General features: G+C 35.4%; 18 protein-coding genes and 1 tRNA gene. 6 read left to right on the top strand and 13 right to left on the bottom strand.

From position 1 onward, the window contains the following. Nucleotides 1-57 precede the first annotated feature (57 nt). From NHF50_RS05360 to NHF50_RS05375, 4 genes are all read right to left on the bottom strand, one after another. Nucleotides 58-1,479, bottom strand: coding sequence for a LytTR family transcriptional regulator (locus NHF50_RS05360; protein WP_252775296.1), 1,422 nt, complete (start codon nucleotides 1,477-1,479; stop codon nucleotides 58-60). Continuing rightward, a complete protein-coding gene (locus NHF50_RS05365) occupies nucleotides 1,479-1,940 on the bottom strand; it encodes a hypothetical protein (protein ID WP_109568691.1) in 462 nt (153 codons plus the stop codon). Before NHF50_RS05365 ends, NHF50_RS05360 begins: the two co-directional genes overlap by 1 nt. Nucleotides 1,941-2,025: 85 nt before the next feature. Continuing rightward, nucleotides 2,026-3,738, bottom strand: a complete 1,713-nt coding sequence (locus NHF50_RS05370) for a DUF4403 family protein (RefSeq protein ID WP_252775297.1) — start codon at nucleotides 3,736-3,738, stop codon at nucleotides 2,026-2,028. Nucleotides 3,739-3,789: 51 nt separating this feature from the next. Beyond that, nucleotides 3,790-5,190: a hypothetical protein gene (locus NHF50_RS05375; protein ID WP_252775298.1), complete on the bottom strand. Its 1,401-nt coding sequence runs from the start codon at nucleotides 5,188-5,190 to the stop codon at nucleotides 3,790-3,792. Nucleotides 5,191-5,426: 236 nt separating this feature from the next. On the opposite strand from NHF50_RS05375, the gene NHF50_RS05380 reads away from it, so the two are divergent. From NHF50_RS05380 to rpsU, 4 genes are all read left to right on the top strand, one after another. Then, complete coding sequence (locus NHF50_RS05380; protein ID WP_252775299.1) at nucleotides 5,427-7,205, top strand: 1-deoxy-D-xylulose-5-phosphate synthase; 1,779 nt, start codon at nucleotides 5,427-5,429, stop codon at nucleotides 7,203-7,205. Beyond that, the gene (locus tag NHF50_RS05385; RefSeq protein WP_109568695.1) at nucleotides 7,202-8,146 is read left to right on the top strand and encodes a DUF3078 domain-containing protein; all 945 of its coding nucleotides are present in this window, start codon (nucleotides 7,202-7,204) and stop codon (nucleotides 8,144-8,146) included. The genes NHF50_RS05380 and NHF50_RS05385 overlap by 4 nt, the downstream gene beginning before the upstream one ends. 78 nt (nucleotides 8,147-8,224) lie before the next feature. Next, nucleotides 8,225-8,309 (top strand) — tRNA-Leu (locus tag NHF50_RS05390). A gap of 496 nt (nucleotides 8,310-8,805) precedes the next feature. Beyond that, nucleotides 8,806-9,000 carry a 30S ribosomal protein S21 gene (gene rpsU / locus NHF50_RS05400; protein ID WP_109568696.1) on the top strand — a complete coding sequence of 65 codons (195 nt, stop codon included), beginning with the start codon at nucleotides 8,806-8,808 and terminating at the stop codon, nucleotides 8,998-9,000. Nucleotides 9,001-9,058: 58 nt separating this feature from the next. Here the strand turns inward: rpsU and NHF50_RS05405 are convergent, their stop codons facing one another. Together NHF50_RS05405 and lepA are read right to left on the bottom strand one after the other, a co-directional pair. Next, entirely contained in the window at nucleotides 9,059-13,342 is a 4,284-nt protein-coding gene (locus NHF50_RS05405; protein WP_252775301.1) for a T9SS type B sorting domain-containing protein, read from the bottom strand. Nucleotides 13,343-13,486: 144 nt separating this feature from the next. Further along, nucleotides 13,487-15,283, bottom strand: a complete 1,797-nt coding sequence (lepA, locus tag NHF50_RS05410; RefSeq protein ID WP_109570612.1) for a translation elongation factor 4 — start codon at nucleotides 15,281-15,283, stop codon at nucleotides 13,487-13,489. A gap of 130 nt (nucleotides 15,284-15,413) precedes the next feature. On the opposite strand from lepA, the gene dusB reads away from it, so the two are divergent. Then, complete coding sequence (dusB, locus tag NHF50_RS05415) at nucleotides 15,414-16,412, top strand: tRNA dihydrouridine synthase DusB (protein WP_252777309.1); 999 nt, start codon at nucleotides 15,414-15,416, stop codon at nucleotides 16,410-16,412. 36 nt (nucleotides 16,413-16,448) lie between these two features. Here dusB and NHF50_RS05420 read toward each other — a convergent pair whose 3' ends face one another. The 5 genes from NHF50_RS05420 to mvaD all read right to left on the bottom strand — a co-directional run bounded on the left by NHF50_RS05420 (nucleotide 16,449) and on the right by mvaD (nucleotide 20,761). Then, nucleotides 16,449-17,321, bottom strand: a complete 873-nt coding sequence (locus NHF50_RS05420) for a pseudouridine synthase (protein WP_252775302.1) — start codon at nucleotides 17,319-17,321, stop codon at nucleotides 16,449-16,451. A gap of 24 nt (nucleotides 17,322-17,345) precedes the next feature. Next, on the bottom strand, nucleotides 17,346-18,266 hold the full coding sequence (locus NHF50_RS05425) for a geranylgeranylglycerol-phosphate geranylgeranyltransferase (protein WP_109568701.1): 921 nt from the start codon (nucleotides 18,264-18,266) through the stop codon (nucleotides 17,346-17,348). A 69-nt stretch (nucleotides 18,267-18,335) separates the two neighbouring features. Beyond that, nucleotides 18,336-19,277, bottom strand: a complete 942-nt coding sequence (locus NHF50_RS05430) for a mevalonate kinase (protein WP_109568702.1) — start codon at nucleotides 19,275-19,277, stop codon at nucleotides 18,336-18,338. Between the two features lie 103 nt (nucleotides 19,278-19,380). Next, nucleotides 19,381-19,575 carry a four helix bundle protein gene (locus tag NHF50_RS15805; protein WP_308219326.1) on the bottom strand — a complete coding sequence of 65 codons (195 nt, stop codon included), beginning with the start codon at nucleotides 19,573-19,575 and terminating at the stop codon, nucleotides 19,381-19,383. A 91-nt stretch (nucleotides 19,576-19,666) separates the two neighbouring features. Next, complete coding sequence (gene mvaD, locus NHF50_RS05440; RefSeq protein ID WP_252775303.1) at nucleotides 19,667-20,761, bottom strand: diphosphomevalonate decarboxylase; 1,095 nt, start codon at nucleotides 20,759-20,761, stop codon at nucleotides 19,667-19,669. 68 nt (nucleotides 20,762-20,829) lie between these two features. Here mvaD and NHF50_RS05445 point away from each other — a divergent pair, with 68 nt between their 5' ends. Beyond that, nucleotides 20,830-21,306, top strand: a complete 477-nt coding sequence (locus NHF50_RS05445; protein ID WP_109568703.1) for a TspO/MBR family protein — start codon at nucleotides 20,830-20,832, stop codon at nucleotides 21,304-21,306. Here NHF50_RS05445 and NHF50_RS05450 read toward each other — a convergent pair. Further along, nucleotides 21,284-22,516 (bottom strand): NAD(P)/FAD-dependent oxidoreductase, encoded by a 1,233-nt coding sequence (locus NHF50_RS05450; RefSeq protein ID WP_252775304.1) that lies wholly within the window; start codon nucleotides 22,514-22,516, stop codon nucleotides 21,284-21,286. The two genes, NHF50_RS05445 and NHF50_RS05450, sit on opposite strands and share 23 nt — an antisense overlap. Beyond that, nucleotides 22,513-23,193, bottom strand: coding sequence for a glycerophosphodiester phosphodiesterase family protein (locus NHF50_RS05455; RefSeq protein WP_252775305.1), 681 nt, complete (start codon nucleotides 23,191-23,193; stop codon nucleotides 22,513-22,515). The genes NHF50_RS05450 and NHF50_RS05455 overlap by 4 nt, the downstream gene beginning before the upstream one ends. Nucleotides 23,194-23,212 lie beyond the last annotated feature (19 nt).

Consider the following 23,212-nt stretch of genomic DNA (forward strand, 5'->3'; position numbering starts at 1 on the left):
AAATTTACATTTTTTTCAAAAATGCTATGTTGATTTATGGTTATTCTTATTATGATTTTACAGTTTGAAATTTCTGGAAAAGGGAATTTCTGTTTTGTCGGTCATCACTACTGAAGTTTTATTCATTTGACCGATAAAGTTTTTATTAATGATATAGGAACGATGGCATTTTACAAAATTTGGCGGTAACTGCTGAATGATCTCTGACAATTTCCCTCTTACAAATTGATTCTTACCTGTTGTAACGAGTTGCAGGTAGTGGTCTTCTGATTTTATATAGATCAATTCGTTCAAATATACTTTTGCTTTATTCTTAAGTGTAATATGGTCTTCTATGACCAATTGTTTTACTTTTTCAAGTTCCTCGACAGTAGTTGTATGCCGATGTTCTATAGCTGTTTTTTCCTGAAGTATCTTTCTTTTTTTAGCATCTACTTTTTTCCAACGGAGGAAGGAATAAAATGCTAATAAGAATACCAAGAACAGTAAGATACTATAGACCACTCTATTTTTATTGAACTTTGTCTCTAACGAGCTTAATTCTCTTTGCTTTTCTTTGAGTTGGAATTTTGAATCGATCTCATAGAAATTACTGTTTTTTCTAAAATCATCTAATAGGGAATCTAATTTTGTAAAGATGAGGTCGCTCTTACGGAATAAGGCGCTATCTCCTAATACAGAATAGATTTCTTTTCGCTTAAAATACAACAAGCGATACGATTTCACTTTGTATTTCGGTATGGGCAATGCTTCCGCTTTGTCTAAATATTCCAATGCTTCTGAATATCTGGATTGATCTACATCATTTACCGCTAAATTCAGGTAATTGTAAAATTGATTTTGTATGTCTGCTATTTTACGGGACAAATAGAGCGATTTTTGAAAAATAGCTGTCGCTTCTTTGTAATTCTGCTGTTGATTTTTTAAATAGCCGTAAGCCAAAAGTGTTTTTGCCTGAAAGTTTTCTTGCTTTTGGTAATATTCCGTTTGGAATATTTTTTCAAATTCTTTTTCCGCTTCCGGAAATTGAAGGCTATCAACCAGATGGTCTTTGGCTAATTCCAGATAGTAATAGGATCTCCACTTATCGCTTTTATCTTCCTGAGAAAGTGAATATAGTTGATTCAGAAAAAAACGCCGGTCTTTATGATAATAATTTTTAGAAGATTCTACATAATGAATATCGTACAGCAATTGTTTGTACTCTTCCTCACTGATCGTTTTATCGGTCTGTTCTTTTTCGTAAGCTTTATAATAATTAGCATAAGCCGAGTCTTCTATATTTATATCTCTGTATAACTCGGCTATTTTCAGCAATTGTTGAGTTGTTACCGAAGAAGCAGTTGTAAACTGCTTCTTTAAGGCAACAATTTTTTGTATCTCATTTTTATAAAAGTAATTGTATGAAACAGAGTCTTTGTCTATTTGTGAAAACAGAAAAGAATGAAAAAAAAAGATAAGGAATATATAGTTCTTCATTAATTACAATTGTCTGCAATTCCTACAACACCTCCGTTCCCTCCCTGACGCGGAATTAACTCATTACAAAAATTCATTTTAAAAGGTCCTACAGGAATTTTACTATCATCAAGTTTAACTTCAATAAAAAGAGTTTTAAAACAGTCCAAAACACTACTTAATTCTCCGACATTATCATTCCAATAAAAAACTCTCAGCTTTTTACCCTCGCAATTAACGGTTTTAGGTATGTTAACTGATATGGTTTTTGAGAAAATTTCGCTTCCATCAGACAGAACGGTACCACTGATATCATTAAAATGAAATACTACTGCATAATCGTATTCATTTTGCACACTGCCAGGTAATGCAATCAGCTCGTGAGCTATAAATCCATATCGAACACTAATATTATGTAATGAAAGTGCTACTTCAACCGTTGTTTCACTTGTTCTTTTTGCGTTAATCTTTGTTGTCCACATTTTCTTATTCTTTTAAAAATTGTTCTAAAATAATTGTTTTTTGCAATAAATTATAACTTATTCCTACAAAACATCGATTTATTGATTATTCTTTTAAAAACACATCAAACGTCGAATTTAATTCTGTAATAATCCCTATATCATCTTTCCCTAATACAATATCATATACTCCTACATCTAAACTATTAACCACAAATCCGATCTTATCATGTTGGTAAGCATTTGCTTTTTCAAGCAGCTTTTTTTTAAGATCTTCGATAGGTTCTGAAAGATCTCTTGTTGTTTGTTTCTTAACTTCTCTTATAATGAGAGGTTTGAATAATGAAGATATGACCGGATAAAATTTGTTATCCACATCCATGCTAAAATCCAGATTTTTTAATTCGAATTTTTTATTATCCGTCATTGTCGGTTTTCCTATTAAATAGACCCAACCGGAAACCGGAAATAAATTTCCAGGGAGTTTAGCTTTTAATTTCACCCCTACTACTACCTCATCACCGTTAGGATATATATCTATTTTTTTCAGTTTGATATGAGCTTTCTTTTTGAGAATCAATTCAGGTTGTAGTTCTACTTTCTTCTCCTTTAAATATTTATTTGCCGTACCTGATATATCTTCATATTTAAGAATAAACGGTAAAAATGATTTTACTTCACTTGGAACTTCTACTTGTTCTTCCAGTAAAGGCAAAGTTGCTGTTGTATTTATAATATTGTCATCAATAGTTATATTCCCTCTTACTCCCACAAACAGAGCTATTGAGTCTTTATAGACCTTCAAGCTTGACAATGCTGCTCCGGTCGGGTTAATATTCAGTTGATATTGCTTATCATTTACTAAGGTTGGTAATGAAAAGTTATAATGTTTCCATCTCTCTTGAATGGTATTTCTAAAAAGATCACAATCGATTTTGTTATAAATGATTTCATCCACATCTTCTTCAATCTTTTTTATGTATTTGTCTGCAACATTTGTTAATGAAATATAAACATTGTCTATTATTTCCAACTGAGGATTACTTATCCAAGAATGAGTTACATCTGCCTCTACTTTAGGGCACCATTCGGGAGTCATAAAAACTCTTGTATTGATATAAAAATTAATTTCTCCGTCGAAATTCTTCTTGTCTAAATCTAATCCGGCCGGTATTTTTCCTTTAAGTCCTGCTTTCCCTTTAAATGCAATCGGAACAGACACTTTAATTGTATTATTATCAAAATATGAAAGCTTCACTTTATCTTTCAGACGTAAGGCATATTGGTACTGATAGCCCACAGCTACTTCCGGACCTTTAGTTTCAATCCATTCATTAGGATGGTACAACGGATTTTTTGTTTTTATCCATTCATTAGGGTCATAAGCCGGATTCTCTATTTCAATCCATTTATTGGGATGGTATAGTGGATTTTTTGTCTTTATAGGACCGACTTTTATCCATTTTCTGGGATCATATAAAGGATCTTTTGTTTTTATCCATTTATTAGGATTGTACAAAGGGTTTTTTGTCGTTATAACTTCACTAGGATCATATAAAGGGTCCTTCGTTTTTATCCAGGATTTGTATTGAAAGGTTCCTTCTCCCTGATCGTTATATCCATTTTTAAAAGCCTCATTTATCTGATCCTCTAAGGTAGATAAATCTGCTTTTAAACCGACTATAAGCTTACTTTCGTAAGAAGGCATTTCAATGGCATCGTGTAACCGATCCGGTTTTTTTGTTATCTCTTTATAACTTTTACAGCTTATTAAGACTGTAGCCAATAACAATGTTAAGATGTATTTATTTTTATTCATACTTTTATCAGATTACTAATTTACTCTTAGACTTTCTTAACCAGATTCACATTAATCTTCCGATTTGAAAATATTAAATGTCACTCCTACAAAAAATGCAGGCTTATAGACACTATCATAACGTATTTCTGTATCTGCACTATTTGTGAATACATACGAACCACTTTCATTAACATGAGTTAGATTAACCGTATTTAACTGATCGATTTTCACAAAGGATAATCCTGCCGTAAACACTAAGCGGTTTTTCTCAAGAAATAAGGCAGAAAGACCACCATAAAAACCTATATTCGTGTCTTCTGAAACACTGGCTCCGAAAGAAAACCCGAATTGCGGCAATGACATATTGGAATGATTCCAATAAACATTCATTAAAACCCCTAATGCCTGAGTTATTTTATCTGCCTTCGATTTCTTGATCTCTTTATCTCCATCGTTATTTGTAAACGAACTATAATTCTCATTTCCATCAAAACTCAACAAATATCCTGTACTAAAATCTACCTTTATATTTCCATTTGTTCGTAATGTATAAGAGTTGAAAGTATGCTTCACTTTACCGTCTGTCGATTTTAGTTCAGGAGTAATGGCTATAATATCATTAGTTACTTGTTGTGCATCAGTTGTATAAACAAAATCTTCTTCCTTTATCCGATAATACAGATCTATTCCGGCAAAAGCTTTATTCGCGATACTATCAGATTTATATTCAACAGCTTCACCTATCTTTTTAGCATACTCAAATTCTTTTTCAAACCTCTTAGCATCTGCATATTTTATAACACCATCGGTTATCTTAATCTTTTCCTTCTCTTTTGAGGTCAGATTTCCAGAAAAGGAAAATGTTCCGGATTTTACATCTTTATTCAAGTCTGCATATAGTTGAGTTAATTTAGAATAGGTTTCTACTAATTCTTTTATTCTATCCCTAACATTTCTCTTAGCACTTGAAGCATCAGAACCACTGTAGATCAATTCATAATCATTCGCTGCATTTTCCCGAACTAAATCAACATTCTTAATAAAGACCGAATCTCCTAAATGCATTTGCAGTCTGTTTTCCAGATTCTGATAGTAAAGCAGATCTCTATATTTTTCCATAAAAGATTTATAAACTGTGGTGAAATCTATTGTATCATCAAAATAAATCTCTTTATTCACTCCCTCACTTATTACACTATCTGTTTCCTTTTCTTTAGCAGATTCAAGTAAGCTAATGACCGATTCAGGTATTTCATAAGTAATATCAGATCCTTTAGCGATAGTATAACCTTTCACTTTAAAAACATTAACATTATATATCTTAGTTTTTATATAATCTCCTTTTTTTATTCTTTGCGGAATACAATCTTTTCCAAAAGGATGGATTTCTAATTCCTTAGTTTCTATACTTTGTGCCTTACTGATACTGGCACAAAACAGTAAAATCATGAATAGTAATCTTGTTTTCATCGTTCATTGTAGTTAAAAAAACACCTACTCTATCAGCTTTTCGGCATCCGCTATTTTTTATCAAAATTCCCATGAATAAAGGGCTTACGCAAAAAAATGTCGTGAAATGCAAGAAATACAACGCGAGAAGAGTATTGAGAACAAAAAGCTTTCCCTGATTTTTAATTCCGAATTAAAAAACAACCGTTAAAGCACTGATTTTATCCTGTAGAAATAGTATTTTTGCATTTTAAAACATGGATTACACACTACTAAATAGCATCCAGGATCCGAATCAGGTAAGAAATCTCAATTCAAATCAGTTGCTTCAGCTTGCAGATGAATTAAGATCTTTTATTATTGATATTGTATCACAAAAAGGAGGACATTTAGGAGCCAGTTTAGGTGTAGTAGAATTGACCATTGCTTTACATTATGTGTTTAACACACCTGAAGATCTACTGGTCTGGGATGTAGGGCATCAGGCTTACGGGCACAAGATCTTAACCGGGAGAAGAGCTGAGTTTCATACTAACCGAGAACTCAACGGGATTTCCGGTTTTCCGAAAAGAAGCGAAAGCGAATATGACGCCTTCGGAGTCGGACATTCTTCGACCTCTATTTCAGCAGCCCTCGGAATGGCTTTGGCTTCCCAATTAAACAATGACTTTGAAAAACAACATATTGCAGTTATAGGTGATGCCTCTATTGCCAGCGGAATGGCTTTTGAAGGTTTGAATCATGCCGGTGTTACCGATGCTAATCTTTTAGTGATCCTAAATGACAATGCTATTGGAATTGACCCGAGTGTAGGAGCCTTGAAAAATTATCTGACTCAGGTCAAAGAAGGGAAAAATCCGAGACAAAACAATATGATCAAATCGCTCAATTTTGATTATACCGGACCTATTGACGGACACAATCTTCCGCTTCTGATTAAAGAATTGAATCGATTAAAAAAGATTAAAGGACCTAAATTCCTTCATGTTATAACTACTAAAGGAAAAGGCCTACAATTAGCAGAGGAAAATCAGGTAAAATATCATGCTCCGGGAAAATTTGAACCTAAAACAGGTAAAATCATTCCTCAGGACGAGTCTAATTTACCTCCTAAATTTCAGGATGTTTTCGGTTTAACTTTAGTTGATTTAGCCAAAACTAATAAAAAAATAATCGGGATAACTCCTGCCATGCCTACCGGAAGTTCCATGAAATTTATGATGGAAGCTTTCCCGGAACGCGCTTTTGATGTAGGTATTGCCGAACAACATGCGGTAACGCTTGCTGCCGGAATGGTTACTCAAGGTATGGTTGTATTTTGCAACATCTATTCTACTTTTTTACAACGTGCTTACGATCAGGTGATCCATGACGTAGCTTTGCAAAACCTGCCCGTAATCTTTTGTTTGGATCGCGCAGGGTTAGTAGGTGAAGACGGAGCTACCCATCACGGAGTTTTTGACATCGCTTATTTGAGTTGCATCCCTAACCTTATTATTGCAGCTCCTTTACATGAAATAGAGCTTCGCAATATGATGTATACCGCCCAAAAAGGCTTGGAACACCCTATTGCTATTCGCTATCCCAGAGGTCGTGGTAAACTATTGGACTGGCAACAAGAATTTAAGGAAATTGAGATCGGTAAAGCCGTTTCTTTGCGAAAAGGGAACAAAATAGCTATTCTTTCAACCGGAACAATTGGCACTGATGCTTCTCAAGCAATTGACCAATGTGTTAACCCGGAAGATGTTGCTCTTTATCATTTCCCTTTTGTAAAACCTTTGGACGAAAGGCTGTTAAAAGAAATTTTTGAAAACTACACAAGTATCATAACAATAGAAGATGGTACAATTATTGGCGGTTTCGGAAGCTTGATCGATCAATGGAGTAGAAAAAATCATTTAAAAAACAATATATACAATTTAGGAGTGCCTGATGCGTTTATAGAACATGGTAAAGTGTCAGAGCTCCGGAAAATCTGTAACCTAGATACTAAAAACATTATTAACCTATTAAACACCCTTATTACAACATGAAAAAGACCTTTTTTATGGGTTTTTTAGCTCTTTTTATTCAACAAAGTTTTTCACAAATAGTTGTCACTAAATTACCCGACTCAACAACCTACTGGACTAAAACAAATAAAATTGGTTTAGACATTTCCCAAATTACATTTGTTAATTGGAATGCCGGTGGAAATAATTCAGTTTCCGGATTAGTAAAAGGACAAGCTCTCCGAAAATATGAAAAAAAGAATTTTTCATGGAATAATGAGCTAATTCTCCGTTACGGTATCAACAAACAGGAAGGACAGGAATTACGGAAAACAGACGACCAGATTCAAATTAATTCAACGGCTGGTTTTAGAAAAGACAGTACCTCTAATTGGTTTTACGGAGGAAAGTTCACTTTTAATACACAGTTTGCCAACGGTTACAACTATCCGAATACAGATGAACCTATCTCGAAATTTTTTGCTCCCGCATACGTTTTCTTAGGTATTGGTTCGGAATATGTTAGAAAAGATATTCATTTAAATTTATACTTATCGCCTTTAACCCAAAAAACCACTTTGGTTCTGGACAGAAGGCTAGCAGACCAAGGAGCATTTGGTGTAGATGCTGCGGTTTATGACGAAGTAACCGGTGAATTGATCAGACACGGGAGAAAGAGCAGAACGGAAATCGGTATTTTAGTAACGAATCAATGGCAAAAAGAAGTTTACAAAAACATCAATCTGGAACATCGGTTGAGTCTATATACTGATTATATCAATAAGTTCGGCAACATTGATGTAGACTGGCAATTACAACTCGACATGACTGTAAACCAATATGTTAAAGCCAACATCGGCTCACATCTTATTTACGATGACGACATCAAAGCGAAGGAAGAAGTTAACGGCGAACAGATTACGGTAGGTCCTAAAGTTCAGTTAAAGCAAATCTTAGGTGTTGGGGTTACCTATACATTTTAAAACTACTTAAAAAATATTTTCAAAACTATTTGTTTATATAGTACAATTAGCTATATTTGCACCCACATTTAAACACACGCGGGTGTGGTGAAATTGGTAGACACGCCAGACTTAGGATCTGGTGCCGCAAGGTGTGTAGGTTCGAGTCCTATCACCCGCACCAATACAGAAAACCTGAACAATTGTTCAGGTTTTTTTGTTTCTGCCTTAGTCAATTGCATCCTTAAAGATAATTTCGTATCTTTGCATCGCTTATGATTTTAAAAACCAGAGAAATAAAAAATCTAAGGATATATTCTTTTAAGTACTTAGTTTTCAGAGTACAATCAAATAAATTTATTCCTCCTCAATTATACTTTAGCGTCTAAAGATTCTAAGTATCAAGTATTTGCATTCAGATTTCATTTAGCAAAATGAAGGCTTAATACATTATTTTCTCTAAAATTAAAAAAATGGCTTTTTTGTACATAAAACGATTTACTAAAACAGAAAATCGTTTTAACCCCAAAATGGGTAGGTTAATAGCCAATGTTACCTATATTAAGAAATACGTTGCAGGCATACCTATTACAACTCTTCACAAATACAGAAATACGTATTACGGAGAAGTTAAAACCTGTAAAGAATGCAATATAAACAAATAAATAAACCCAATTAATATGTTAAAAATAGAAATAAAACAAGGCGAAAGTATTGAGAAAGCCTTAAAAAAACTAAAACGAAAATTCAGAGACACAAAAGTAAAAGAGGAATTACGCGAAAGACAACATTATACTAAAAAGTCTGTCGGAAGAAGAAAAGAAATTCAAAAAGCTAAATACAAAGAAGAGTTTCTGAGAGCCCAATACAACTAAAGCTCATTTGTACAACATAAGATTAATCTTTTATTTTAATCTTATGTTGTTACTTTTTTTATCTTTTTAAAGCAAAGTGTGCTTTAAATTTTTTCTGTTCGCCTTTATACAGATAATCAACCGTAAACCAATAATCTGTTGAAGGCAATGCTTTACCATTTAACATTCCATCCCAACCATTTCCGGAAGGCGATATTTGTTTCAAAAACTTGCCGTAACGATCAAAAATAGAGATTATCGCATCTGGATATTCATCTCGTAAATCCCAGATATTCCATGTATCATTGTAGGTATCTCCGTTAGGAGTAAAGAATTTCGGGTATTTAATTACCGTAAAGGGCAATGTAAAGTCACCACAATATCCAAGAACATCTCTCACAACAATTACGTGTTCGCCGGAACTCAGATCAAAAAATTCATTTCCGGACTGAAATTCCTCTTCATCTAAACTATAGATATATGTTCCGAAACCATTTTCAATAGTAACTACAGCATTAGCTACATCTTCAAAAGGAGAAGTTACCGCGACAGATGCAATAGCCGGACTCGATTGAACAACAGCGACATCTACCGGAGCATAATTACAATCAGGCGGCACTTCCGGTGTTAATTTGACGGGCACTGCTGTATAAATCCCTTCCTCCACAGCTACATAAATTAAGCCTATACCTACCAGTTCCTCATTCAAATACCATTCAACATTAAAGTCACTTGAATCCAAGCCTGCCTCTAAAACAAAACTTTGAAAAGTTTGATTGGTTTCCGGATCCACACAAATTATTCCTTCTTCAACGTCAAAGAGTAATCTGGGATAAACCGTAAATTGAAAATATTCTTCATCATAACATTTTGCCATAGTATCTGTAGACTCATCGTAAGCAGATATTTCTGCATAGACCCATACTTCAAAAGGTTGGGGTTGCGATCCCGGATCAACGCTAAACTCATAATTTTGCGGATTTAAAATATCCGTTGGATCTCCACCCGATTGTGTGTAGTAATTCACCGTAAAATTCCCTGAAGGCAAAACCGGCAACGTAAATTCTCCACAATAATTTTGATTATCATAAGACGAATAATCAGGTAATACAGGTGTTTCCAAAACAGTCACAATAAATGATCTTTCTTCTGTACAATATGCTAAATGATTATCCGTATTTATTCCATAAACATATACTGTTTGAGGTGTATTATTCGGCGTAAAAACATAATTACTAAAATCAATTTCATCAGCCGGATCTCCGCCGGAACTAAAATAATATTTCACATAATTTACAGATTCCGGATTAGGTGTCGGGTTAATTAAAGGGGGTAACATATAACTATCACAACGAGCAACATCGGGATAATCCGGTAAATTAAGCCCTTTAAAAAGTATCTGGAATTCCTTATCTATCGTACAACCCGTAACCGGATCTTCATAATAGAGATAAAATGTTTCGGTCGACGTAAAAATAGTATTGGGATCAACTATCTGACCGGATCCGTTTGGACCGCCTTGTTCCGTATAATACGTTCCGAGTTGAGGCTGAGAAAGACTATAAGGCATACATTCATTTCTATTGATCGCTTGGTCCAATCCCGGGAAAGGACGAACAACTATAGTAAAGGCATGCTCATTGGTACACGTTATCAACGAGCCATCCGGTAAGGTATAACTTGTCTCATTGTAAACATAATAAGTACCAGAAGGATACGTCCCTCCTATCTCTATCTTAGCAGGTAACACTACTTCTTGTTGCCCCGCTACCGTTGGCCCACCTGATAGCCTATAGTAAGTCCCATTTGTTAATGACGGAAAAATATACTCTCCACAATAATTTCCGTTAGGTACCTGGTCGACAGCCGGAGCATCGTAAATAGTAATATTGTAATTTAAGTTTTCCGTACAATTCGGAGACAAGGTTGTCTCTGCATAATAATACACTACTTGAGACGAAGTCAAAGGAACATTCGGGTCAATTGAACTCCCTTGACCTCCCGGCTGGTTAAAGTATCCTCCAAAATCTATATCCGGCAACATAAAGCTACCACAAGTATGTATATCGGTAAACTGAGAAGTATCCACAATGTTCACCTGAAACATGTTTTCAAGTGAACAAAACCCCTGACTCCCGTCTGAATTAATATGATTTAATTGATTGTATACATATATTGCTTGATTTGCCGTTATAACATCTCCCGCAAAAAGTGCTGTTCCATTTCCGCCCGACTGCGTAAAATAATTTCCATTTGATAAACTTGGCAGAACATAGCTATCACAATACGTTACATCATCCGGTTCATCTACTAAAGGCATCGGGTGTATGTAAATATCAAATTGATCATCACGACACAGAACACCATTAACCTCAGCATAATAATAAATCGATTGTACAATAGTCGAAGAAGAAGAGTTAGAATAAACCGTCCCTGAGGGAATTAGTGTCCCTGTACCGTTAGGACCTCCAAAATCAGTATAGAAACCTCCTATTCCCTGAAGAGGAACAGGCACTACAAAACGACCGCAATTATTGATCCGAGGCCCGTATTCGTCAATAAAAGTAACCTGAAAACTAGTCTGATTTGTACAACCGTTTGCATCCGGTCCTGCGAAAATATAATAAGTCCCGCTATCCTCAATATAAGATCCCGGACCACCCTGACCTAAATTCAGTCCTGAGCCGTTTGGCAACGAGAAATAGGTTCCGTTAGTGATCACAGGTAAGATAGTATTACTACATTCAACAATATCTGAAATCGAATCAACCAGAGGTAAAGGATGAATCATTATTTCAACATTTGTTATATCAAAACAAGAAGAATTATTTGCATAAGCTATACGAATCCAGTAAACGATTGTTGAAGTTCCCGCCGGAATTGCAACTACGTTATTTATACTGTTCTCACCATTAAAGGCATCAGATTCAGAATTATAATATGTAATAACAAAGTTTCCGGTCTGACCATTTACAACATCCGGATCATGTAGTGACAAATCATAAGATATACTAGTTCCAAGTTCATCGCAAATATCTCCGACAATCTCTGTTCCTGCCACTACAGGAGGATCTATCACAAGATCAAACGAATAAAGAGCGTCGCAAAAATTCCCCGTTTGTATATTAAAAATTCGCACATAAATAGTTTGTCCGGAACTTTGAAAAGCGGTCAATTCACTTTGAGAAATGGGATTATCTGCTGTTACATCTGCCATTGAAGCATAATAGAATATATCATATTTTATATTGTCTATTCCTAAATAGTTTTCATCATTTAATGTAAGATCAAATGAGTACGTGGTCGCTCCGCTGTCGCAAGTAAAAAGATTCTGTGGAACTGTAACCGACAACGGATGAAATGTTATACTCTCTTCTATATGGCACCCTCCTTTATCTATGATTACCTCATAAATACCGGGTTCGGTAACCGTGTAAGCTGATCCGGTTTCATTAGGAATTACCCCTCCGTCTTGCAGCCATTGAAAAGTATAAGTACTGTCTAACCCTGTATCCAGTAAAAACTGATCTCCTGAGCAAATGATCTGATCAGGACCTAAATCAAAATCTGTTGTAAAACTCCCGGCACCGATAAATACCGCTGAATCGTAATTACTACTCAAATAATCGGCTACAACCATTTTTAATCGGTACGGATGATTAGGTATAATTGCAGAAGAAGCAGAAAGCACAACAGTATATCCTCTCATATTGATTGTCGATGCACCCGGATCATCTACATTATAAACAGCAAACAATCCCGGATTTGTTGAGCTACAAGTAGTATTATAAATCGAATTTTTAATCGTTTTAACAGAAACCGGAGTAGTTGTATTAGGTACTACCGCCAGATTCGTGATTGAATTCGTTACCAAATCTATTAATTCAAAAGCAAAAATATCATTAGACAGGCATTGGTAATCCCCATATTCATTAGAAGCAAAAAGAAAATTAAAGTTAAAAGAATTAGCTACCGAAACAAAATCAAACTGTAAATAAGCTAAATCTATAATTGACTCGGTAGTCCCGCTACTCAAATCACTTAAACCTTGCAGAAAGGCATCACTGCCACCGTTTAATGTAGTTGACCCTAAATTAGCTCCGGTATAGTTTCCCTGAGTATCTGAAACATTACCGCTACGTATTACAATTCCCTCCTGAATAGGAAATGCCGACCCATTATTTGTAAAATAAGCCACTGACTGATTAGAAGAAAATGTAGCATTCGCAAATTCAACACAGGAAGTATTAAGCAACAGACTTACCAGATCATCAGCCGTGTAACTTGAATCATCGATTGTAACTACTTGCGAAAACGATACAACATTTACTAACAGCACTATTTTTAAAAATAGTCTTTTCATATTTATCGCTTTTTGGGAAGGGGAAGCGGTAAATAGCAGTAACAATCAGTATAAAGATACTAAAAAATATTACATTAAATATAAATAAAAAATGGTTAAAGAACATTTCCTTAACCATTTATATCTTTTTACTATAAAAAACTATTAGTCGTTCAGTTTCAATACCGCCATAAATGCTGATTGCGGAATCTCTACATTACCTACCTGACGCATACGTTTTTTACCTTGTTTTTGTTTTTCCAATAATTTTCGTTTACGTGAAATATCTCCTCCATAACACTTAGCTGTAACGTCTTTTCTCAAAGCTTTGATCGTTTCTCGCGAAATGATCTTAGCTCCTACGGCAGCCTGAATCGGAATATCAAACTGTTGGCGAGGAATCAACTCTTTTAACTTTTCACACATCTTTTTACCGATAGTATACGCATTATCTTCGTGAATCAAAGCTGATAATGCATCCACGGATTGTCCGTTCAATAAAACATCCAGACGTACTAATTTTGATGTACGCATACCTATCGGGTGGTAATCAAATGAAGCATATCCTTTAGAAACCGTTTTTAACCTGTCATAAAAATCGAATACAATTTCCGCCAACGGCATATCAAAATTCAATTCTACTCGTTCAGGAGTTAAATAGGTCTGATTCGTTATTTGTCCACGTTTTTCAATACACAAACTCATTACCTGTCCGACAAAATCTGCCTTTGTGATAATGGTAGCCTTAATATAAGGCTCTTCCACTCTGTCTAACTTTGAAGGTTCGGGTAAATCCGACGGATTATTAACGATAAAGGCTGTTTCCGGCTCTTTTTTAGTATAGGCTAAATACGACACGTTGGGAACTGTTGTGATCACCGTCATATCGAACTCACGTTCTAAACGCTCCTGAATGATCTCTAAATGTAGCATCCCTAAGAATCCGCAACGAAAACCAAATCCCAAAGCAGCCGAACTCTCTGCTGCAAACACCAATGATGCATCATTCAACTGAAGTTTCTCCATTGAAGTTCGCAAATCTTCAAAATCTTCCGTATCTACAGGATAAATCCCTGCGAAAACCATAGGTTTCACATTCTCAAAACCTGTAATCATATTTGTCGTCGGATTTTTAGCATCTGTAATTGTATCCCCGACTTTTACTTCTTTTGCCTCTTTAATCCCTGAAACCAAATACCCGACATCGCCACTAGAAATTTTGTTTTTCGGCACTTGGTTCAATTTCAGGGTACCTACTTCATCTGCAAAATATTCTTTTCCGGTAGCCATGAACTTAATTCTTTGCCCCTTTGTGATCTCTCCGTTGATAACACGGAAAATTACTTCGATCCCTCTAAAAGGATTATAATGAGAATCGAAGATCAAAGCTTGTAAAGGTTCGTTAGGATCTCCTTTAGGAGCAGGAACTTTTTCAACAATTGCCTCTAAGATCTTATCCACTCCGAAACCGGTTTTACCTGATGCGTGAATAATATCTTCCAGATCACAACCTAACAGGTCTATGATATCATCACTCACCTCTTCAGGATTTGCACTGGGTAAATCAACCTTATTCAAAACCGGAATAATCTCCAGATCATTTTCTAAGGCCAAATACAAATTAGAGATCGTTTGTGCCTGAATACTTTGTGCTGCATCTACGATCAACAAAGCTCCTTCACAAGCCGCAATAGATCGCGACACTTCATACGAAAAGTCAACGTGACCCGGAGTGTCAATTAAATTTAAAATATATTTTTCTCCTTTGTATTCATATTCCATTTGGATGGCGTGACTCTTAATTGTAATACCTCGTTCACGTTCCAAATCCATGTTATCTAATAACTGAGCCTTTTCCTCACGTGCAGTTACGGTTTGTGTTGCCGCCAAAAGCCTGTCAGCCAGCGTACTCTTACCGTGATCAATGTGCGCAATAATGCAAAAGTTTCTAATATTCTTCATCTTCAAATCTGTCGTTTTCCCTAAATATAACGGGGATTTAATCCGCAAATATAAACCAAAGTTTTCATTAAAAAACAGTCTGTGAAGTTAATAACATATAAAAGTTGTATTTTTGCCAAAAATTTACGCTATGCCTAAGATCGGCAACATACAATTACCTGATTTCCCGCTTTTGTTGGCTCCAATGGAGGATGTAAGTGACCCGCCATTCAGACGTTTGTGTAAAATGCACGGCGCTGATCTGATGTACTCAGAATTCATATCTTCTGAGGGGTTGATTCGTGACGCTATTAAAAGTCGGCAAAAACTGGACATTTTTGATTACGAACGTCCGATTGGTATTCAAATTTTCGGCGGTGATGAAGAAGCTATGGCCATGAGTGCCAAAATCGTAGAAACTGTCCAACCCGATTTAGTTGACATCAATTTTGGCTGTCCTGTAAAAAAAGTCGTTTCTAAAGGTGCCGGAGCAGGAGTTTTAAAAGATGTCGATTTAATGGTTCGCCTGACACAAGCTGTTATTAAAAGTACTAGCTTACCCGTTACCGTAAAAACCCGTTTAGGCTGGGATGAAGAATCTATCAACATCGATGAAGTAGCCGAACGTTTACAAGATATCGGCGTACAGGCTTTAACGATCCACGCAAGAACAAGATCTCAGATGTATAAAGGCCATTCTGACTGGACGCATATTGCCCGCATTAAAGATAACCCCAGAATTACCATGCCGATTTTCGGTAACGGTGATATCGATCAGCCTGAAAAAGCTTTGGAATACAAAAACAAATTCGGCGTTGACGGTATTATGATCGGTCGTGCAGCCATAGGTTACCCATGGATATTTAACGAAATCAAACATTTCTTTGAAACAGGCAAACACTTGGCAGCCCCAACAATGAAAGATCGTATTGAAGCGGCTAAAAATCACTTGATCTGGTCTATGGAATGGAAGGGAGAACGTTTAGGGATTGTGGAAATGCGCAGACACTATACGAATTATTTTAAAGGCATTCACGGTTTTAAAGCATACCGTCAAAAATTAGTCACTACTGACGGTGCTGAAGATGTTTTAAAAGTTTTTGACGAAATCGCTGATGCTTACCATGATTACATTATAACAGAGCAATAAATAAAAAAGCCAAACTGAAGTTTGGCTTTTTTATTATTAGCTATTTTTTAGATTAATGATCTCCTGATCGGTTAAAAATCTCCAGTTTCCACGGGGTAAATTCTTTTTAGTTAACCCGGCAAACATTACCCGATCTAATTTGATCACATTATATTTTAATTGTTCAAAGATCTTACGAACAATCTTGATATTAGCGGTTTTCATTTTCACACCGATCTCGCTTTTAGGCTCATTGTCAATATATGTGATCTCTTCTACAAAAACTTTGTGCCCGTCAATGGTTATTCCTCCTTGTATCTTTTCTAAATCTTCAAATTTCAGATTCCTGTCTAAACTTACCTGATACAACTTAGTAGAACGCTGATTAGGACTTGTAAACTTTTTAATCAGGTCAGTATCATTTGTAAACAACAACAACCCTGTTGTGGTTTTATCCATTCTACCTACCGGTTGCAGTTTAGCTCTACTTGCATTTCGTACCAAATCCAAAACACTGGGCGCATTCTTCTCTTCATCGTGCGATGTGGAGAAATTCTTCGGCTTGTTTAATAATACATATTCTTTCTTTTCCGGAGTAATTGTGGCTCCGTCAAACTGAACAGTATCGCCCGGCTTAACTTTATAGCCCATTTCAGTTACAACCTCTCCGTTAACTTTTACGTTTCCGCTTTGAATATAAATATCTGCTTCTCTTCGGCTACACATACCGGAATTCGCGATGTAACGATTCAAACGGATTTCATCCGGATTAGCGGCTACTGGTTTTGGTTTTGGCTTAGCCTCCTGTTTAAAGAACTTAGGCTGACCACTTGCAAATTTGTCATTCCCTCTCGAACTTCGTTCCTTTCTAAACCCTCCTTGTCTTCCTGAACCAGGATTCTTTCTATCATTCCCTTGATGACGTGACATAAACTATTTTTTTGCAAAGATATATTAATAAATGGAAAGTATTTTTTTTCCGTGAACTAAAACACTCGGTTTTATTAAAACGATACAAAAAACACCACTTAAAATAATGATTTTTAATAAGAAATGTAATTTAACATACATTTCCTTCTTATTAACTTTCCATAGTTGGATCAAGAAAAGGATAAGCAAAAAATAACTGATGTAAAAATAGATTTCCATATAACCTACATTATATATTTCCGTTAAAAAATAAACAGGAATAATGGAAAAAACTGTCAGGAATGTAATAATCGTTTTAGCCGTTCTTTCTCCGAATCGCACAGGGATTGTTTGGTAATTATTGGCTAAATCGCCTTCAATGTTTTCCAAATCTTTAACTAATTCACGAATTAAAATCAATAAAAACAAGAAAGTAGCATGCGCAAAAATAACATGATAAAAATTCTTAAAATACATTAACACTCCAAAGAAAGGTAATACCGCTAAAAGCACAGCCGTTAAATTACCAATCATGGGATAGCGCTTTAATTTATGTGAATAAAACCAGATGAGAAAAATATAAGCCGAAAAGAAAAAAACGGCTCGCCATGAAATAAAACTCATTAATATAACGACAATAAAATTAACCGTAAAGTACACTTTTAACTTAGTACTTTGGCTAACCAACCGATCAATCATTACTTTCTTAGGACGATTGATCAGGTCTTTTTTAGCATCGTAAAAATTATTGATGATATAACCTGAAGCTATACTTAAAGAAGAAGCTAATACAATTAAGAACAACTTCCAGTCAAGTAAAATATGTAAAGCACTTTCTTCCGGAGCTAAAATAAAGATAGACGAAAGATATTGTGCCAGCGCAACAACCCAAATATTGTACCCCCTAACAACTGAGAAAAAGCTGAAGATCTTGGTCAGTAATAATTTGAATTTTCTGGAAAACATTCTCAATTTATCAGGTTAATTTAAAAGATTTTGAACTCTTAAAGGAATCTATAAAAATCGAATTTACACCTAAAAATTGTATACTACTTCTAATTTATAATCTTTTAACGCTTCTTTAGCTTTTTCCAGATCCTGAGTGAATCCCAGAATATAGCCACCACCACCGGATCCACACAATTTCAGATAGTAATCATTGGTGTCAATTCCTTTTTGCCAAACCTGATGAAACTGTTCCGGAATCATCGGTTTAAAATGATTTAAAACCACTCCGGAAAGTTTTTTGGTATTTTCAAACAATGCTTTCACATCGCCATGCAAGAAGTTTTCCACACAAGCATCTGTATACTTAATGAATTGCGATTTTAACATGTTTCGGAACCCCTGATCTTTTAAGTTCTCCATAAAGATATTCACCATAGGTGCCGTTTCTCCTACGATTCCGGAATCAATCAAAAAAACAGCTCCTTTGCCGTTAGTCAATTGGCTTGGAATCCCTGTAGGTTCAATATTATCTTTTGAATTGATCAGAATAGGCAAACTTAAATAGCTGTTCAACGGATCCAATCCGGAACTCTTACCATGGAAGAAAGATTCCATTTGCGAAAAAACAGTTTTCAACTGTAATAATTTATCACGTGTTAAATTTTCCAGAACCGTGATCTTATCATTCGCATATTTATCATAAATTGCTGCTACCAATGCTCCACTACTCCCCACACCATAACCTTGCGGAATACTTGAATCAAAATACATCCCATCAGCCACATCTTTATTCAGGTCTTCTAAATTGAAGGTAACCAAATCCGATTGATCTTGCTGTAATCCGGCTAAATAGTTTGCAAAGCCTTTCAAACTTTCATTAGACTTTTTCATCTCTGAAGACGGATTATTGTCTGCTTTTTTCAAAGCGCCTTTGTAGAAATTATAAGGAATAGAGAGCCCCTTTGAATCCTGGATAATTCCATACTCACCAAAAAGTAAAATCTTCGAGTAAAATAATGGTCCTTTCATAGTCTAATTCACAATTAATAATGAATAATTGATAATTATTTTTTTGATGTATTTATGATGCTGGTCAGCAACTTTAATATCTCAAAATTTTATTTTTAACACTTTAAAACTCTTCAACAGAAATATATTTAGTTTCAAACAACAAATCTAACCAATATTCTGTTTCATTCGCTTCTTTTAAGGCAATTGATGTTTTATGGATAAAATCTGCTCTACTTTGTGCGTGTTCAGCCTCTCTGACATTTGCCCCAATGTCGTTCCGGAACGCAAAAGTTATTTTGACTAAACAAATTTTTATTCTCTGCTAAATTCTTATAAAGATAAACTATTTCTTTTGCAAATTCAAACGTTTTATCCTTAATAACATTCTTCTTTTCCATTGTCAATTATTAATTATCCATTATTAACTGACTTCCGTTTCCAATTTGATCGCAAATGTACTGCCCATTTTGACAATATACAACTAATTCATTCTGAATAAATTGTAAAACTTTTTCTTTTACACTTTCCGGATACAACACATGTACGTTAGCACCGGCGTCAAGCGTAAAACAAACCGGCACCTGTGTTTCGTTTCTGAATCTCCAGATTTTATTGATGATTTCCAGTGTATTAGGTTTCATCAAAATAAAATACGGCATAGAAGTCATCATCATGGCGTGTAAAGTCAGGGCTTCGCTTTCAACCAATTCTACAAATTTCCCCAAATCTCCTTGAGAAAGAATTTGTTTTATTGCCGTTAAATTGTATTGCGCCTGGTCAAAACGTTGGCTAGCGTACGGATGATTGTGCATTAAATTATGCCCAACGGTACTCGACACTTGTTTTTCACCTTTATCTACCAATAAAATAGTGTCTTGATAATTCTTGAAGTTTTCATGAACCTCCGAAAATTCAACTCCAAACAAATCGGAGCTTTCTGTCGTGTCCTGATGTTTTCCCCAAATCACTACTTTTCCATGCACACTTCTGCAAGCACTGCCGCTTCCTAAACGCGCTAAAAAAGAAGCTTTTTGATTAAAATAGTCTTCCGAAATTTCAGGTTTCAGCATTTTTTCCAAACTCATAATATTCACAGCCAATGCCGCCATACCAGATGCTGATGATGCTATTCCGGAACTATGAGGAAATGTATTTTGGGTATCAATCTCTAAATGATAGGATTTCAAATATGGACAATAACCTTCTATTCGTTCCAGAAACTTTTGAATTTTCGGTTTAAAATCTTCTTTCGGTTTTCCTTCAAAAAGCAAATCAAAAGAAAAATCATCGGACGGATTTTGTTTTGCACTAACGTTTAGAGACGTAATCGTTTTACAATTACTCAAGGTAAAACTAATGGATGGATTTGCCGGAATCTGATCTCCGGTTTCTTTTTTTCCCCAATATTTTACCAATGCAATATTACTTGGCGCACTCCAAGAAAATGTCGCTTTTTCAACACTTCCATAGTTGGTTGCTACAAAATCCTGATTTGAAAACATATTGTTTTTTGCTGCAAAAATACCACTTTTGACTGTTTATTCGTTACTTTGCCAAACAAATTAAAAACATGAATTCTTATTTACGTATTATCTATGTAGTTGCTATTTGTTTAGCCGTTGGTTACTTATCATCTCTTGTGACACAAAGTTCTGTTGAAACCTGGTACCCCACTTTAGAAAAACCGTTCTTCAATCCGCCTAACTGGCTTTTTGCCCCGGTCTGGACACTACTGTATATTTTAATGGGAATTGCAGGCGGCATGATCTGGACCGCTTATGAAAGCAATCCTGAAAAAGTAAAAAAAGCCATGTTATTTTTTACCGTTCAGTTATTACTTAATGCCTTGTGGAGCTATTTGTTTTTCGGGCTCAACAATATTCTTATTGCACTTATTGAAATTATTTTACTGGCTCTGATTATTTACGAAACGATACATTTGTTCAAAGAAATCAAACCCAAAGCAGCCTGGCTTTTAATTCCGTATTTAGCATGGGTTCTTTTTGCCACTGTTTTAACAGCCTCTATTTTTTGGCTGAATCGCTGAAAGCTATGGCTTGGGCCGCAATAAATCCGCCTGTCCAAGCATTTTGGAAATTAAAACCTCCGGTAATAGCATCAATATTCAGTACTTCACCAGCCAAATAAAGATTGGACAGAACTTTGCTTTCCATCGTTTTAAAATTGATCTCTTTTAGATCGACGCCACCGGCAGTTACAAATTCTTCCTTAAAAGTACTTTTGCCGTTAACCTGAAAAACAGCATTGGTCAATTGGTTTGCCAAAGCGATCATTTGCTTCTTATTCACATCAGCCCATTTGGTTTCGGGTTGAATCGCTGAGGCTTTTAAGATGCTTTCCCACAATCGCTTCGGAAAATCAAAAGGACAGAATTTATCGATATTCCTTTTGGCATTTTCCAATTTCAACTTATTCAATTGCTCCAGAGTTTCTTCAAAATTCTGATCTTTTACCCAATTAACCTGTATCTTGAACTGATACTCTTTATCGGCTAATTCACGAGCGCCCCAAGCCGACAAACGTAAAATAGCCGGTCCGCTCATTCCCCAGTGCGTAATCAGCAACGGACCGAAAGCTTTTAATTTACTCCCCTGTATTTTTACACTGGCTTCAGCCGAAACCCCCATTAAATTTTTAATGCGTTCGTCCTTACTATTAAAGGTAAAAAGTGAAGGAACCGGAGCAACAACTGTATGCCCTAATTCGCTTAACATTTCCCAAATTTTCGGATTACTTCCGGAAGCAATGACAATATCTTTTACTAAAAAAGTTTCTTTAGTGGTTTCCACTTTCCAAAAATCTTCCGTTTTATATAACGACTGAACACTTTGTTGGGTTAAAACATTTATTCCCGACTGATCCGCTGCTTTTAAAAAACAATCTACTATTGTTTGTGAAGAATCCGTATCAGGAAACATACGCCCGTCTTCTTCAATTTTTAAATTGACACCGTGTTTTTCAAACCATTCTATGGTATCGCCCGAACAAAATTGATGAAAAGGTCCTCTTAATTCTTTTTCCCCTCTAGGGTAAAACTTCACCAACTCATTAGGCACAAAACAAGCGTGTGTTACATTGCAACGTCCGCCACCCGAAATTTTCACTTTCGACAACACCTCTTTTCCTCTTTCCAAAATAGCTACCCTTAAGGCAGGATTTTGCTCTGCAATATTAATTGCCGTAAAAAAACCGGCAGCTCCTCCTCCTATTATTGCTACGTCGTAATTTGAATTCATATTCTATCCGGAAAATCGGTTATTATTCCATCTATCGGGAATCGTTTTATGTGCTCAATATCTTCAAAATTATTGACTGTCCATGTATTGATCTTAAAGCCCATTTCTTTCGCTTTATCACAACTCTCTTTAGTCAATAACGAAAAATGCGGGTGAATTGCCGAGGCTTTGAATTCGACAGCCAATTCTATTGCCTGATCTATGCTCGCCTGAGTCAGTACTGCAACAGGGATTTCAGAATTGAATTGAGAAAATGTTTTTAATTCGGAATATTGAAAACTGGAAATGACGAAATCGCCGGTTTTCCAGTTTTTATCTGAAATATATTTTTCTAAAATCTTAAAAACAGGAACTGCTGTATGTTCTCCTTTTAACTCGATATTAATCCAACATTTTCTATTGACCAGATGCAGCACTTCTTCTAAGGTCGGAATATAAAATGTATCTTTTATTTTGATCTTTTTTAATTCCTCCAGACTGAAATCGGAAATAGCCCCGATGGTATCGGTCAATCTATCTAAAGTAAAATCATGAAAAACAACCACTTCTCCGGAAGCACAGACATGAACATCTATTTCAATAGCATCAACGTTTAAATCTAATGCTCTTTGAATAGATTCAAGTGTATTTTCGGTTATATGTCCCGAAGCGCCCCGGTGTCCAATTATATAAAACATTCCGACAAAGATATAATAG

The organism is Flavobacterium sp. NRK F10, from assembly GCF_024054235.1.
In the GTDB taxonomy this organism is placed as follows: Bacteria; Bacteroidota; Bacteroidia; order Flavobacteriales; family Flavobacteriaceae; genus Flavobacterium; species Flavobacterium sediminis.